This window comes from Verrucosispora sp. WMMD1129 (assembly GCF_029581255.1).
GTDB lineage: Bacteria > Actinomycetota > Actinomycetes > Mycobacteriales > Micromonosporaceae > Micromonospora > Micromonospora sediminimaris.
The window spans coordinates 3,736,640-3,750,801 of record NZ_CP120741.1; the positions used below are offsets into that span (position 1 = coordinate 3,736,640).

Sequence of the window (14,162 nt, forward strand, 5' to 3'; positions counted from 1 at the left end):
CAACGTGATCGATTGCCTTCACTGGGAAGTAGTGCCATGGTAATTGCATGGTGGCGGTCGAGGGCGGTCCAGTACGACACCCGTTGAACGTCGACGCGGATGGCATCGACCGGACGCGCGGCCCGGACAAGCACCCCTACTACGCGCAGCTCGCCGCCTCGGAATCCGGCGTCCTGCCGGTGGTCCGTCAGGTTGGCGGGGAGTGGCTGCCGGCGCTGCTGATCTGCCGGTACGACGACGTCCGGGAGGTGCTCCGCCGCCAGGATCTGTTCTCCCGGGCTGCCGCCGCCCACGCCGACCAGGTCGATGTGTCCGGGACGATGCTCGGCATGGACGGGGCGGAGCACGCCGCGGTCCGGGGAACGGTGAAGGACAGCTTCACCAAGCCCGCCGTGTCCGGGCTACGCGAGACGGTGCGTGCGGCTGCCGAGGCTCAGCTCGCGGTGCTGGCCGCCAAGGGCGGCTCGGCGGATCTGGTGGGTGACTTCGCCGTACCGTTCGCCCTGAACGTGATATCCGATCTGCTCGGCCTGCCCGAGCCGGACCGGGCGCAGTTCCGCCGCTGGGGCGACATGTTCATGGGCACCGCCGACCTCACCCGAGCCGAGGCCGCCCGGTCCGCCGAGGAGATGGGCGGCTACCTGTGGCAGCAGCTGGACGGACGGCGCGGTTGCCCCCGCGATGACCTGATGACCCGGATCGCCACGGCGGCGGCGGATCAGCCGGTGGACGTCCAGGTCAAACTTCCCCTGTCGCTGCTCGTCGGCGGGTGGGAGACCACGGCCAGTTCCATCTCGACATTCGTGTACCTGTTGCGCACCCGCCCGTACGCCGGGCACGACTTCGCGTGGGACTACCTACTGGAGCATCCGGAGCAGGTCGACGGGGCGGTCACCGAGTTGGAGCGACTGCACTCGACCTCCAACGGCGACGAGATGCCCCGTCGGGTGATGGCTGATGTGACGCTGCCCAGCGGTGCGCGGCTGGCCGAGGGCGACATCGTCATCCCGTCGCACGACGCCGCGAACCGGGATCCACGGGTCTTCGTCGACCCGGAGCGGATGGACTTCGGTCGGGACCCGAACCCGCACCTCTCTTTCGGGTACGGCCCGCACTACTGCGTCGGCGCGCACCTGGGCGCCCTGGAGGTCCGGGTCGCGCTGGCGCTGTTGCTGCGCGAGCTGCCGACGTTGCGGCTGGCCGTGGCTGCGGACGAGGTGCGGTGGAAGCAGGGGCACGCCATCCTCGGCCCGGTGGAACTGCCGGTCAGCTGGTGACGCGACTCAGCAGGGGGCGTGGCCCTCGATGAAGAGGCGGTGGGCCCAGTCGGCGTACCCGGCGATGACTTTTCGCACCGTCTGGCCGTCGTGCAGGAACAGGTAGGCGCGGTCGCCGTCGCGGGCGAGCAGGCCGTCGAAGCGGTACGTCCCCTGTGGAGCTTGCAGTTCGCGTACCGTCGGATGGCTCGCCCGGACCTCGGCGACGGGTGAGCCGGCCGCGATGCCCTCCGGGGTGCGGACCGGGTCGCCGGCCCAGAGCAGCACCAGCCGATCCTCGATGAAGATCGGGCTTATCTCGTCGTGTCCGGCCAGCGTCGGGCCGCAGGCGTCGACGTCGGTACGCAGAATGCCGCGCCGGGTCAGCTCGCTCTCCGAGTCACCGAAGTCCACATCGGCCACTCCGTCGAGATCGACGACGCTCACCGACGCGACGGGCTCGCGGACGGCGATGGTGTCCGGTGGCATGACCCCGCTGCCCGATGCCGAGGCAGCCAGAAGCAGTGCGGCGATGAAGCCGAATTGTCGCAATTTCATCAGAATCCCCCAGTCCCCAACGTGACGGGGGCGCTGAGGTTATTGCCGAGCCTCCCATTCGTCGGCCAATTCGTCCCAGTAGTCGGCGCTGAGCCCTCGCCGCCCGTGCGCGAGCCACCCCTCGGTGCTTCGCTCGACGTGTAACCCCAGCTCAGCGAAGGGGTCGATCCATCGGCCCGGCTCCACGCCCAGCTCGACAAGTGCTGCGTTGATCGGCCAGTCCGGACGCGGCCCGTCGAACGCCGCGTCGAAGCGCGGCCCCCAGGTGAGGGCACCGTCGAGCCAGACCGCCGCGGCCTGGTGCCCGGCCCCACCGGCGAACTCCGCCTCGACGTACGCCAGCGGGCCGCGCACCGACCAGCGGGCCAGGACCTCGGCAAGCGCGGGAGAGAGGATCAGCTCGAACGGCTGCGCCGGGTCGGGATCGTCGGTGAGGTAGTCGGGCGGGGCCCCGGTCAGCTCCACCACGAGCTGCGGCGTGACCGGCAGCAACGCGAAGTCCTGCCGCAGCCCGCCGAGCACGGCATGATCCAGCTCGCGGGTCTCCTCGCGCAGCAGCTCGGCGTCCGCGACGACCGCGCTGAGCTGGTAACTCACCCGGCTTCCACAACCTGTGGATAGAACATGTGTACGACGGTGGTCAGGTCTTGTCGACGGTGGCGACGAAGGCACGCCAGGCGGCCGGGCTGAACAGCAGTGCCGGACCGGTCGGGTCCTTCGAGTCGCGTACGCCCACCACGTCGGGCAGGTTGCCGGCGACCTCGACACAGTCGCCGCCGTTGCCGCTGCTGCGGCTGCTCTTGTGCCACCGGGCGCCGGACAGCGCCGGGGTGTCGCTCAGTGCCATGACTCCGCCACCTCCCTGATCAGGTCGACCGACTGCCAGTGCGAGAGTGTCTCGCCGCGCACGTTCTCCCAGGCGGCCAGTATGGCCGCGATCTCGGCCTGCTCGCTCACCACCTGCCCCTGCAACTGATTGTCGAGGTAGCCGGCTATGCGGTGATCGGGCGCGGTCGCCAGCACGAACGGGCCGTTCAGCCCAGCGTATTCGCCCACTGTGGACGGCACCACATGTAGCCGGATGTGCGGCTGGGTCGACGCCTCGGCGAGCGCCAGCAGCTGCTCGCGCATCACGGCCGGGCCGCCGACCGGCCGGCGCAGCACCGCCTCGTCCAGCACGGCGGTGAGCAGCGGCGGCTCCTCGCGGTGCAGGATCAACTGGCGGGACATCCGGTGGTCGACAAGCCGTGCCACCTCGCTGCGCGGGATCAGGCCACCACCGGTGAGCACCGCGCGGGCGTACGCCTCGGTCTGGAGCAGGCCGGGTATCACCAACGGTTGGTATGAACGCAGCGTGGTCGCCTCGCGCTCGATCTCCTGCCAGGGGCGGAACCAGACCAGCGCGCGACGTCTCGAAATGTCTGGCCAAATGTCCGAGACATTCTTCTGGAGCGCATCTGCCGCCGTGAGCCGGTGTCGGGCATGCGGGATCCGATCTTCGAGCAACCACCGGCTTACCGTCTTCGGGTCGACGCCGACGCGTTCCGCGAGCGACTCGATCGTGTGCCCGGTGTCCCGCAGCGCCACCCGCAGCGCGTCGTTCATGGCCGCCTCCCATTGGACATCTCGAATATCCGCCGACCATACCCACACGCCATGTAGTTGTCCCGTTACCTGCGGCAAGTTGGGGTATCGATGGCGCGGCCGGTGGAGGTTCATCCCCCTTGACCCGGCGGTCGTGACATCGGGGGCCGCCGCCGGGCGAGCAACCACGGCGGCCCCCATCCACCACTCGACGCGCTGTCGAACTGAGAGCGCAGCCGACTCAAGCCCGCTGGCGACGCGGGACCGGGCGACCTGTGCCGGCCGGCTCGACCACCGGACGGAGCGAGGTGACCAGTGCCGCACCACACCGCAAGCCCGCGATCGCATGGTCGTCGGGTTGGGCACCTTCCCGGTCGCGACGTCCTCGGCCGGGATGCCATCGGTCGGCATGCCGTCGGTCGGGGCGTCGTCGGTCGGGACGCCGTCGGGCCGCATCCGTGCCGCCGACCCGGCCCATGCGTATGCGCTGGCTCGATTACTCCGGGCGAACTCTTCCTGCTGAGCAGCGCGGCGTCCCCGCAGTTCGTTCGCCCGATCACGGTCCGGGTCATCCGGCACCGCACCGACCGGGTCACCTACGACGGGTGGACCTGGATCGAGTGCTACCAGCTCGACGCCCGAGGCGACGCTGTCGAGCGCCGCGAGCTGTTCCTGATGCCGGCCGGCCTGATCCGGCCGGGCGATCGGCCCAACTTGCCGCATCCGGCGATGGCCGGCGCTCCTTCGGCGTCTCGCGCCTGGTCAGGCCGCTCCGCTGGCGCGGTCCGCCGATGAGACGCCGTCGCCCGGAGCACGCGCCGTCGCGACCGACGTGGCGTTGCCGGAACTGCGGCGTCAGGTGGCCGTGCAGCGCGGCCAAGCTCCGGCTGCTCGGCGAGTACCGGGAGGACCGGGCCGCGTTGCTGGTGCACCTCGCGACGCTGTACGCGCAGGCCAGCGCGGAACTCGGTGACCCGACGTCGACGGTCGGGCTGTTCGACCGCTTCGTGTCCTGGGCGCGTGTGCGAGGTTAGGAGGCTGTCCGCGTACCGTCGCGGGTGCCGGACCGGGACGGGCCCGGCGCATGCCCAGGGGCCGCTCCCGGTCGGAGCGGCCCCTGCCCCCGTTGTCGCGCGTCAGCCCGGTACGACGCTGGGCTGTGGTGGTTGGTCGCCCGGACGGGCGGTGAGGATCGCGGCGACGGCGACCACGAGCCCGGCGACGGTAAGCCCGAGCACCAGCCACTGCGGGCCGAACGGGTAGTACTCGCCGGGCGTGAAGGCGCTGTGCACGGTCAGCGGAGAGCCTTCGTGGACGCTGCTGTCCCGGAACACCCGCATGACGTTGCCGTAGAGAGCGACCGCCGGTAGGGCCAGCACCATCAGGGCACCACTCCAGAGCGCTGCGGCGGCGTGGCGGCGTCCGGACGGCGTTGCCGTCATCCGGTACGCGCCGGCTGCCGCCAGCAACCAGCCAGCGAGCAGTCCGACGGCGGTACCGGTGACGACCAGAGGAAGGAACGCGGCGGTACGCGCCGGTATCGCGTAGAGCGAGACGTCACTGCGGATGGCGGCGGAGCGGTTTTCCGCAGGGTTCCAGCCCATCACGTTGATGATCACGCCATCCGACTCGGCGGTGAAGCGCGTGCCGCGCAGCGGAACCTCGACGAACGAGCCGGCGTCGTCGACGGTGCCCGACATGCCGGTGATCGGGGTGAAGCCGGAAACCGACCAGCCGTCCGCAACGAGCCGCTGCCGGACCTGCTCGGCATCCCAGGTGCCGTCGACCCGGCTGAACGAGTGGGCCGTTTCGGCGGTCCACGGCGATGACGAGTAGTAGGAGTGGAGCGTGTCGTCGCCACCGGTCTGTTCGGTGAGTCTGGCCATGCCGGCTTCGCCGGGCAGATCGGCGAAGGTCTGGGCACCGAGCCAGGAGCCGGCGGCGGCACCGAAACCGCCCATGACCAGTGCGGCGAGCAGCGCCGCGATCGCCATGAACGGCCGGCCGGCGGGCAGCCGGAACCGCAGCCGCAGACCGCTGCCGATCAGGTGCAGGGCCTCGCCGACCCGAGGTCGGCGCTGGCCTGGTTCCGCCATCTCCAGCAGCGTGGTCACCACCTCGGTACCGTGCCGCCGCCGGTGCCGGCGCGGGTAACTGAGCAGCAGCCGGCGGTAGCCACGCTCCAGCCGGTCATCGGCGTTCGGCCAGGCCGCCGTCATCCGGTCACCGTGCCGAAGATGGGGGCGCTCGCCGGGCCGAAGCTCAGCGCATCGCCGAGGCGCCTGCCCAACTGGATCTCGGCTGCGGTGGCGTGCCGGCGCAGCCGCTCGACCTGTGCCCGCAACGCGGCGGCACCGGCGTCGCTGAGCCGGTAGTAGCGGCGCAGCCGGCCCTCGACGGCCTCCTCCCGGTCGACGGTGACCAGGCCCTGCTCGGCCAGCCGGTCCAGCGCGCCGTAGAGGGTGCCCGGCCGCAGTTTGACCTCGCCCGCCGACAGCTCATCGACCGCCCGGATGACGCCATAGCCGTGCAACGGCTGCGCGGCCAATGCGGTGAGGATCAGAAAGGTAGGTTCCCGCATGAGTGGATAGTACGTCTGGCGTTATATATCGTCAACCTGACTTACTGGCGTGGCTCGGCCCTTGGCGTCATGAACCGTTCCAGCCGGTGGGGAGGGTGTAGCGCCAGCCCTCCTGCCAGCCGAAGGGTGCATCGACCTGTTCTTCGAGTGGGACTCCGGTCAGGAGGTTGGCCAGAGCCCATCGGTTGGCGGAGTGCGCGATGAGAAGGATCTTCTTGCCGTCCCAGTCGCGCGCGATTTCGATGAGGAGATCGCGTGTCTGGTCGACCACGTCCTGGTAGCTCTGCCCTCCGGGGAACGGCTTACTGATGTGCTGGAACCTGAGCCGCGCGAGTTCGGTGACCGGCATCCCGTTGAACGTTCCGTAGTTGCACTCGCGCAGTCGCGGGTCGTGACGAAGGGGGATACCGGTTCCGGCGAAGGCGATTTCGGCGGTCTCGACCGCGCGGGCCAGGTCCGAGGTGAACACCACGGCGAGGCCATCCTCACTGCGGCGCTGTCCGAGTTCCCGAGCAAGCCTTCGGCCCGTCTCCGACAGGCGCCCGGGCAGCCAGCCGGTAGCGATGCCGGTCTCGTTGTCCGTGGTGATCGAGTGGGTCTCGTAGATGATCTCAACTGGCATCGTCGACTACTCCTCGCTGCCGCCCTCGGGCCATCGTGGCAACCCCTGACCGTCGCCTGGGCTCGTGGGGCAACGCATCTCCGTCTGTCGCTCTATCGTTCTCGCCATGTCGGAGGCGGAAAGCACCGAGCCGCACCGCCACGGCCGGTTGGATCGCCACCGTGATCTGACGGGTTACGTCCTGACGCCGCTGCTCACGCTCGCGGCGGCCCCGTTGGTGGCCTGCTGCACGGCGTTGCTGGCCGACGACGGTCAGGCGTACCCATCGGTGTGCGACCCGGTGCGGGCCGTCAACGGATGCGAGGAACGCGTTCTCGGCATCGTGGCCGGGCATGTCCTGTCTTTCGCCGCGCTCTGGCTGTTGCTGTGGGTGCTGCCATGGTGGCGGGGCCTGCGGATGGCACGGATCCTGCTCGCCGTCATCGCCTCCGCAGTGGTCGTCGCCCTGGTGCTGCGGATCGACTGATGTCCGCCTGCCGGCCTCGTCGTTGCACCGACGAGGCAGTTCACGTTGCGGCAGGTGATGTCGACCGTGCCCGTCGAGACGACTCAGGGCCGGTCCCCGCCGGGGCCGGCCCTGTCGTTTTTCCTGCTCAGGTGAGCGGAGGATACGAGATTCGAACTCGTGAGGGTGTTAACCCAACACGCTTTCCAAGCGTGCGCCCTAGGCCTCTAGGCGAATCCTCCGCGAGCCAGGATACAGGTCCGCGCCGAGCTTCCCACCCCACCACCCCCTGAGGATCCACGGTCGGTCGGGTAGGCTGGGGACACCTCCCGTGCGGCGGTATCTCGTGAACCTCCCCAGGGCCGGAAGGCAGCAAGGATAAGCGAGCTCTGCCGGGTGCACGGGGGGCCTTTCTGTCTCCGGCGCTCGCTGGCGTGCTCCGGCGTCCTCCAGTTGCGGCATCTGGGGGTTCCCGACCGGTGGAGGCCGCAAGATGCCGCAACCGGAGTGGATCATCCCGGCACCGCGACCTGCCGCACCGCGACCTGCCGCACCACGACCTGCCGCGGCGCGGCCTGCCGCAAGTCGGGCGGACCACCCGGAGCAACCGGCGGGGTGGGTGGTCAGGCGGGCGAGGTCGGCGCAGAATGGCTCGGTCGAGAGGAGGCGGGACGCCGTGGCACTGGCGCTCTACCGCAAGTACCGGCCGCGTACCTTCGCCGAGGTCATCGGGCAGGAGCACGTCACCGAGCCGTTGTCGCAGGCGCTGCGCAGCGGGCGGCTCAACCACGCGTACCTCTTCTCCGGCCCACGCGGCTGCGGCAAGACCTCAAGCGCCCGGATCCTGGCCCGCTCGCTCAACTGCGAGCACGGGCCCACCCCGGAGCCCTGCGGCACCTGCGACTCCTGTCGGTCACTGGCCGGTGACGGGGCCGGCTCGATCGACGTCATCGAGATCGACGCGGCCAGCCACGGTGGCGTGGACGACGCCCGTGAGCTGCGGGAGAAGGCGTTTTTCGCGCCGGCCAACAGTCGCTTCAAGATCTATGTCATCGACGAGGCGCACATGGTCTCGTCGGCCGGCTTCAACGCCCTGCTCAAGCTGGTCGAGGAGCCCCCGGAATACGTCAAGTTCATCTTCGCCACCACGGAGCCGGAGAAGGTCCTCGGCACCATCAAGTCGCGGACCCACCACTACCCGTTCCGACTGATCCCGCCGAAGGTGCTGCGGCCGTACCTTGAGCAGCTGACCCAGGCCGAGGGGGTGCAGGTCGAGCCGGCGGTGTTCCCGCTCGTGGTGCGCGCCGGTGGCGGCAGCGCCCGGGACAGCCTCTCCGTCCTCGACCAGCTCATCGCCGGTGCCGGGCCCGACGGGGTGAGCTACGCCCGGGCCGCCGCGCTGCTCGGGGTGACCGACGCGGCGCTTATCGACGAGATGTGCGACGCCCTCGCCGCCGGGGACGGCGCCGCCGCGTACGCCACCGTCGACCGGGTCGCCGAGGCCGGGCACGACCCCCGCCGGTTCGCCGCCGACCTGCTGGAACGGCTCCGCGACCTGATCGTGCTCCAGCAGGTGCCCGACGCGGTGACCAAAGGGCTCATCGACGGACCCGACGACCAGATCGAGCGGATGGCCGCCCAGGCCCAGCAGCTCGGCCCGGGCACCCTGTCCCGCTGCGCCGACATCGTGCACGACGGCCTGGTCGAGATGCGTGGCACCACCGCGCCCCGGCTGCTGCTGGAGTTGATCTGCGCCCGGATGCTGCTGCCCGGCGTCGACGACGGCACCGGCGGCCTGCTCCAGCGCCTCGAACGCATGGAACGCCGGCTCACCCTCGCCGGCACCGACGCGCCGCCGGCCACCGCCGGCTCCGCGCCCGCCACCAACCCCCCGGCGGTACGCACCCAGCCTCCCGCCGCGCCCGCGGCTGCCGCCGCGAACCGGGCCGGGACCGGCGCTGCCGCGCCGGCTACCGCCACCTCGTCGAGCGCCGTCCCGCCTCCCGGTCGCGGTAACGCTTCCCCGTCGGCCGATCGCGGCAACGGCCATTCCTCTGGTCACGATGCGTCGGCCGGTCCCGACGGCACGACTCAGGACGCCGGTCGTGACGGGGTGATCTCGACGGCCGGGGCGGGTACGACGGGCGGTACCGCAGCCGGTGATGGGGCCGACGCTGGTCGCCACGCCGGCATGAACGGGACCGCTGACGGTCCGGCCGGCGGACCCGGCGACGGCGGTTCGGGGCGGTCGGGTGGCACTCAGGACGGTGCGACAAACGGTGCGGCCACGCCCCGGCGACCCGTGCCACAGTCGGCCGTCATGCCCGATCCGGCGACCCCGGAGCCGCCCCGACCCGGCGCGGTGAGTCCCGGCGTACTGGACGCGGTGGCGGTGCGTCGGGTCTGGCCGGAGGTGGTCGGCAAGGTCAACCGGAGCAACAAGCGGATCGCCGCGCTGATGCGCGACGCGGTCGTCCGTGACCTCGACGGGGACACTCTCGTGCTGACCGTGAAGTCGGCGGTGCTGGCCCGGATGATGTCCGACCACGCGCAGGTGCTCACCGACGCGCTCTACGAGGAGTTGGGCGGACGCTGGCAGATCCGCTGCGAGGTGGCCGGCGAACGGGGCGGGGCGTCGCCTGGCCCGCATCGCAGCCCAGCCGCTCCCGGCCCGGCCCCCGCTCCGGTCGCCCCCAGTCCGCAGGTGCCCGCAGGGCGGGCCGACCGGGGTCGCTCCGGCGCTCCTCGGTCGGGTGACCCGGCCGCCACCACTGCCGAGAGCAGCGACGACGACTGGCCCGAGCCGGCCCGCCCAGGTGGTAGTGCCGCGTCCGCTGCCGACGACGACTGGCCGGCGGCGGCCCGTCCCGGCGGTGGGTCGGTCGATGCGGCGGCGGACCCGTCGGGCGACCCTCGGGCGGCTGCCTCGCAAACCTCGGCGGGGCCGGTAGCGGCGGGCGCCCCGTCGAGCCGTGGCGCGGGTGACGGCTCACCGGTCGCCGGTTCGGACGGCGCGGGGACGCACGCCGCGTCGGGCCGGGCAGCGGCCGGCGTCATGCCCGGCGGAAGCGGGGCGAGGAGCGGGTCGGGTGGACCGGCGACCACCGCCGGTTCAGGTGGAGCGGGGACACACGTCGGATCGGCTGGAGCGGGAACAACCGCCGGGACCGGTGGGGCCCGGGCGAACGGTGGATCGGGCGGCCATGGTTCGAGTGCCGCGCCGCGCCAGGCGGGAGCGCCCAACGGCAACGGCAGCTCCGGTGGTGCCCCGGTCAGCAGTGCGATCGCCGCGGCTCGGGCGGCAGCGGCCGGGCGGGGTACGCGTACCGCCAAGGGAGCCCGGCAGACCGCGGACGCGGAGTTCGCCGGCGAGCCGCCGTACGACCCGGATTTCGACGGCCCGTTGCGCGGTGGCGCGGGACGTCCCGGCGGTGCTCAACCGGCCGTCACCCCTGCCTACGAGGGCTTTGACCCGGGTGACGAGCCACTGGACGAGATCATCGACGAGAAGACCGCCCGCGAGTCGAGCGAGGAACAGGCCGTACGCCTGCTTCGGGAGACCTTCGGCAGCGTCGAGAAGATCAACGACTGAGTTCGCGGCCGGCACCTCAGGTCGACCGGGCAGGTAGGTGACAGGGGTGCGGCGCGCGGGGTAGGTCGGTGGGTGGCGTTAGGGTGGGCGGCGGCAGCAAAGGCGAGTCGAGGGAGTCATCGTGCGGCCTGGTGGACAGCCGAACATGCAGCAGATGCTGAAGCAGGCGCAGAAGATGCAGCAGCAGATCGCCAAGGCGCAGGCGGAGCTGGCCGAGGCCGAGGTGACCGGTACCGCCGGCGGCGGCCTGGTCACCGCTGTCGTCACCGGTTCCGGTGAGGTCAAGAGCATCAAGATCGACCCGAAGGCTGTCGACCCGGACGACGTGGAGACCCTGGAGGATCTCGTCGTCGCCGCGCTGCACAACGCCACCGAAGCGGCCCGCGAGCTGACCGAGCAGAAGATGGGCCCGGTCGCGGGCGGGATGGGCGGCCTCGGCCTGCCCGGGTTCTGAGCCCACAGATGTACGAGGGCGCCATCCAGGATCTGATCGACGAGCTGGGCCGACTGCCGGGCGTGGGCCCCAAGAGTGCCCAGCGGATCGCCTTTCACGTGCTGTCCGCCGACCCGGCCGACATCAACCGGCTGGCTGGCGCGCTGCGCAAGGTCAAGGAGCTGGTGCGGTTCTGCACCAGCTGCTACAACGTCGCCGAGTCCGACCAGTGCCGGATCTGCCGCGACCCGCGCCGCACCGACGAGGTGATCTGCGTGGTCGAGGAGCCGAAGGACGTGGTGGCGATCGAACGGACCGGTGAGTTCCGCGGCCGGTACCACGTGCTCGGCGGGGCGATCAATCCGCTGGAGGGCATCGGGCCGGACAATCTGCGCATCCGCGAGTTGATGACCCGTCTCGGCGGTGGTGCGATCCGTGAGTTGATCCTGGCCACCGACCCGAACACCGAGGGCGAGGCGACTGCGACCTACCTCGCGCTGATGGTGAAGCCGATGGGGATCGCGGTGACCCGGCTGGCCAGCGGGCTGCCGGTCGGCGGCGACCTGGAGTACGCCGACGAGATCACCCTGGGCCGGGCCTTCGAGGGCCGCCGCGCCGTGTGACGGAGCCGCCGAGCGGCGGCGCGTGGGCGTTTCCGTCGGCGGTGACGTGCGGACAAACGGCCGGCCCCACCGGTTGCCTGCGGCGCGAGGGAGGTCGAGGTGCGGCAGGAACGGGACGACCGGCCCTGGGCGCCCTCGGTACTGGCTGCCCTGCTGGTGCTTGCCGTGCTGGCCGGTTGGTGGTGTGTCGCGGGGAAGATGCGCCAGCTCCGCGAGGCGAGCGACCGCGGCGAGGCGGCGGCTGCGGCGGAACTCGACCGGCGGGCTGGCGACTACGCCGAGGCGGTGATCGCCGCCGGGGCAGGGACGTCCGACGACAGGTTGCGCACCCTCGCCGCCGAGCAGGGGATGGATGTCTGGGAGATCCGCCGGGAGCCGGAACTGTCGCTGGTCGTCCAGTCGACCGAGGCCTACGGTCCATGGCCGGACGGGTTGTTGCAGCTGTGCCATCGACTCGATTTCCGGGCCCTGGGCGCGCCCGATGCCGGCTCCGATCTGGTACGTCTGCCCTCGTGCCCGACGCCGCCCACACCGTGACAGGCACCTGCCGACGGTATGACACCCTGCTAGTGATCCGCCCAATCGATGTAACAGAATGATATCGATTGTTTGGGGCTATTGAGCGTTTTTGTCCGTGAGCCTGCTGGTCCGCGTGACCGGGGCCAGGCACTAAGGACACGATCCGGTACCAAGAGCTTCCAGCGCCGTTTCCCGCCGGTCCGAACGGGAGCTAAGGTCACGGCCATCGGTGACCCTGTCACCACGTTGTCCGTACCCCTAAGGACGAGGTGAAGCACCATGCGTGCATCCAGGCCGAAGGTCGCTATCGCGGCCGTGGCGGCCGCGGCCCTCGCGGTAGCAGGCTGTGCCGAGAGCGACCGCGAAGGTTCCAGCGGTAGTAGCAAGGACACCCTGGTCTTCGGCGTCGCCGGAGACCCGAAGGTGCTCGACCCCAGCTTCGCCAGCGACGGTGAGTCGCTGCGTGTGGCCCGCCAGGTGTTCGAGACGCTGGTCCGCCCGGAAGAGGGTGGCACCAAGGTCAGCCCCGGCCTCGCCGAGTCCTGGGAGCCGGACGCCGCGGGCACCACGTGGACGTTCAAGCTGCGTTCCGGCGTGAAGTTCCACGACGGCACCGACTTCAACGCCGAGGCCGTCTGCGTCAACTTCGACCGCTGGTACAACGCCAAGGGCCTGATGCAGAGCCCGGACGTGACCGCGTACTGGCAGGACGTCATGGGTGGCTTCGCCGCCAACGAGGACGACACCCTCGGTGAGAGCCTCTTCAAGTCCTGCTCCGCCACCGACCCCACCACGGTCGCGCTGACCTTCAGCCGGGTCTCCAGCAAGATCCCGGCCGCCCTGATGCTGCCGTCCTTCTCCATGCACAGCCCGAAGGCGCTCCAGGAGTACGACGCCAGCAACGTCTCGGGCAGCGCGGACGACATCAAGTACCCGGCCTACGCGACCGAGCACCCGACCGGTACCGGCCCGTTCAAGTTCAAGACCTGGGACATCGCGAACAAGACGCTGACCCTGGAGCGGAACGAGGACTACTGGGGCGACAAGGCCAAGCTCAAGAGCCTGATCTTCAAGACCATCTCGGACGAGAACGCCCGTAAGCAGGCGCTGCGCTCCGGCGACATCCAGGGCTACGACCTGGTCGGCCCGGCCGACGTCCAGCCGCTCAAGGACGAGGGCTTCAACCTCCTGACCCGCCCGGCCTTCAACATCCTCTACCTGGCCATCAACCAGAAGGGGAACCCGAAGCTGGCGGACCTGAAGGTCCGGCAGGCGCTCGCCCACGCCATCAACCGGCAGGCCCTGGTCGACTCGAAGCTGCCCCCGGGTGCTCAGGTCGCGGTGAACTTCTTCCCCGACACGGTCGAGGGCTGGAACGGCGACGTCACCAAGTACGAGTACGACGTCGAGAAGGCGAAGTCGCTGCTGGCCGAGGCCGGTGCCTCGGACCTGACCCTGCGGTTCCACTACCCGACCGAGGTCACCCGGCCCTACATGCCGAACCCGAAGGACCTGTTCGAGCTGGTCTCGGCGGACCTCCAGGCGGCCGGCATCAAGATCGAGCCGATCCCGCTGAAGTGGAGCCCGGACTACCTCAACGCCACCACCTCCGGCAGCGAGCACGACCTGCACTTCCTCGGGTGGACCGGCGACTACGGTGACGGCTACAACTTCATCGGCACGTTCTTCGACCGGCAGAAGGACGAGTGGGGCTTCAACAACAAGGCCCTGTTCGACAAGTTCCGGCAGGCGGACACCACTGCGGACCAGGCGGCCAAGGTGGCGCTCTACAAGGAGTTGAACGCCGACATCATGAACTTCCTGCCCGGTGTGCCGATCTCGCACTCGCCGCCGGCAATCGTGTTCGGCAAGGACGTGACCGGGGTCAAGGCGAGCCCGCTCACCGACGAGCGGTTCGCCACCGCGGAGTTCAAGTCCTGATCTGACGC

General features: G+C 70.5%; 15 protein-coding genes, 1 tRNA gene and 1 other RNA gene. 9 read left to right on the forward strand and 8 right to left on the reverse strand.

The features are described 5' to 3' along the window. Positions 1 to 47: 47 nt before the first annotated feature. On the forward strand, positions 48 to 1,277 hold the full coding sequence (locus tag O7624_RS17330; RefSeq protein WP_282236537.1) for a cytochrome P450: 1,230 nt from the start codon (positions 48 to 50) through the stop codon (positions 1,275 to 1,277). Between the two features lie 6 nt (positions 1,278 to 1,283). Here the strand turns inward: O7624_RS17330 and O7624_RS17335 are convergent, their stop codons facing one another. From O7624_RS17335 to O7624_RS17350, 4 genes are read right to left on the reverse strand one after another with little or no spacing between them, the layout of a single operon-like run. Then, entirely contained in the window at positions 1,284 to 1,814 is a 531-nt protein-coding gene (locus tag O7624_RS17335) for a hypothetical protein (protein WP_093410052.1), read from the reverse strand. A 39-nt stretch (positions 1,815 to 1,853) separates the two neighbouring features. Then, a complete protein-coding gene (locus tag O7624_RS17340; RefSeq protein WP_282236538.1) occupies positions 1,854 to 2,411 on the reverse strand; it encodes a hypothetical protein in 558 nt (185 codons plus the stop codon). Between the two features lie 43 nt (positions 2,412 to 2,454). Further along, a complete protein-coding gene (locus tag O7624_RS17345) occupies positions 2,455 to 2,661 on the reverse strand; it encodes a DUF397 domain-containing protein (RefSeq protein ID WP_282236539.1) in 207 nt (68 codons plus the stop codon). After that, the gene (locus O7624_RS17350) at positions 2,652 to 3,419 is read right to left on the reverse strand and encodes a helix-turn-helix transcriptional regulator (protein ID WP_093410045.1); all 768 of its coding nucleotides are present in this window, start codon (positions 3,417 to 3,419) and stop codon (positions 2,652 to 2,654) included. Before O7624_RS17350 ends, O7624_RS17345 begins: the two co-directional genes overlap by 10 nt. Before the next feature lie 770 nt (positions 3,420 to 4,189). Here O7624_RS17350 and O7624_RS17355 point away from each other — a divergent pair. After that, positions 4,190 to 4,432 carry a flavin reductase gene (locus tag O7624_RS17355; protein WP_282236540.1) on the forward strand — a complete coding sequence of 81 codons (243 nt, stop codon included), beginning with the start codon at positions 4,190 to 4,192 and terminating at the stop codon, positions 4,430 to 4,432. Positions 4,433 to 4,534: 102 nt separating this feature from the next. Here O7624_RS17355 and O7624_RS17360 read toward each other — a convergent pair whose 3' ends face one another. The 3 genes from O7624_RS17360 to O7624_RS17370 form a co-directional block, all read right to left on the reverse strand. Beyond that, positions 4,535 to 5,617, reverse strand: coding sequence for a hypothetical protein (locus tag O7624_RS17360; RefSeq protein ID WP_282236541.1), 1,083 nt, complete (start codon positions 5,615 to 5,617; stop codon positions 4,535 to 4,537). Beyond that, positions 5,614 to 5,979: a PadR family transcriptional regulator gene (locus tag O7624_RS17365; protein ID WP_282236542.1), complete on the reverse strand. Its 366-nt coding sequence runs from the start codon at positions 5,977 to 5,979 to the stop codon at positions 5,614 to 5,616. The genes O7624_RS17360 and O7624_RS17365 overlap by 4 nt, the downstream gene beginning before the upstream one ends. Before the next feature lie 67 nt (positions 5,980 to 6,046). After that, the gene (locus O7624_RS17370; protein ID WP_282236543.1) at positions 6,047 to 6,601 is read right to left on the reverse strand and encodes a histidine phosphatase family protein; all 555 of its coding nucleotides are present in this window, start codon (positions 6,599 to 6,601) and stop codon (positions 6,047 to 6,049) included. Positions 6,602 to 6,707: 106 nt separating this feature from the next. Between O7624_RS17370 and O7624_RS17375 the strand changes: the two genes are divergently transcribed. Continuing rightward, on the forward strand, positions 6,708 to 7,067 hold the full coding sequence (locus O7624_RS17375) for a hypothetical protein (RefSeq protein ID WP_282236544.1): 360 nt from the start codon (positions 6,708 to 6,710) through the stop codon (positions 7,065 to 7,067). 136 nt (positions 7,068 to 7,203) lie between these two features. Here O7624_RS17375 and O7624_RS17380 read toward each other — a convergent pair. Beyond that, positions 7,204 to 7,288, reverse strand: a tRNA-Ser gene (locus O7624_RS17380). An 81-nt stretch (positions 7,289 to 7,369) separates the two neighbouring features. Here O7624_RS17380 and ffs point away from each other — a divergent pair. From ffs to O7624_RS17410, 6 genes are all read left to right on the forward strand, one after another. Then, positions 7,370 to 7,459, forward strand: an RNA gene (gene ffs / locus O7624_RS17385) — signal recognition particle sRNA small type. A gap of 263 nt (positions 7,460 to 7,722) precedes the next feature. Continuing rightward, a complete protein-coding gene (locus O7624_RS17390; protein WP_282236545.1) occupies positions 7,723 to 10,638 on the forward strand; it encodes a DNA polymerase III subunit gamma and tau in 2,916 nt (971 codons plus the stop codon). 145 nt (positions 10,639 to 10,783) lie between these two features. Next, complete coding sequence (locus O7624_RS17395) at positions 10,784 to 11,092, forward strand: YbaB/EbfC family nucleoid-associated protein (RefSeq protein WP_247674451.1); 309 nt, start codon at positions 10,784 to 10,786, stop codon at positions 11,090 to 11,092. An 8-nt stretch (positions 11,093 to 11,100) separates the two neighbouring features. Continuing rightward, positions 11,101 to 11,694, forward strand: a complete 594-nt coding sequence (gene recR, locus O7624_RS17400; protein WP_093410030.1) for a recombination mediator RecR — start codon at positions 11,101 to 11,103, stop codon at positions 11,692 to 11,694. Positions 11,695 to 11,793: 99 nt separating this feature from the next. After that, complete coding sequence (locus O7624_RS17405) at positions 11,794 to 12,231, forward strand: hypothetical protein (protein WP_282236546.1); 438 nt, start codon at positions 11,794 to 11,796, stop codon at positions 12,229 to 12,231. A 261-nt stretch (positions 12,232 to 12,492) separates the two neighbouring features. Continuing rightward, the gene (locus tag O7624_RS17410; protein WP_282236547.1) at positions 12,493 to 14,154 is read left to right on the forward strand and encodes an ABC transporter substrate-binding protein; all 1,662 of its coding nucleotides are present in this window, start codon (positions 12,493 to 12,495) and stop codon (positions 14,152 to 14,154) included. The last annotated feature ends 8 nt before the right edge of the window (positions 14,155 to 14,162 follow it).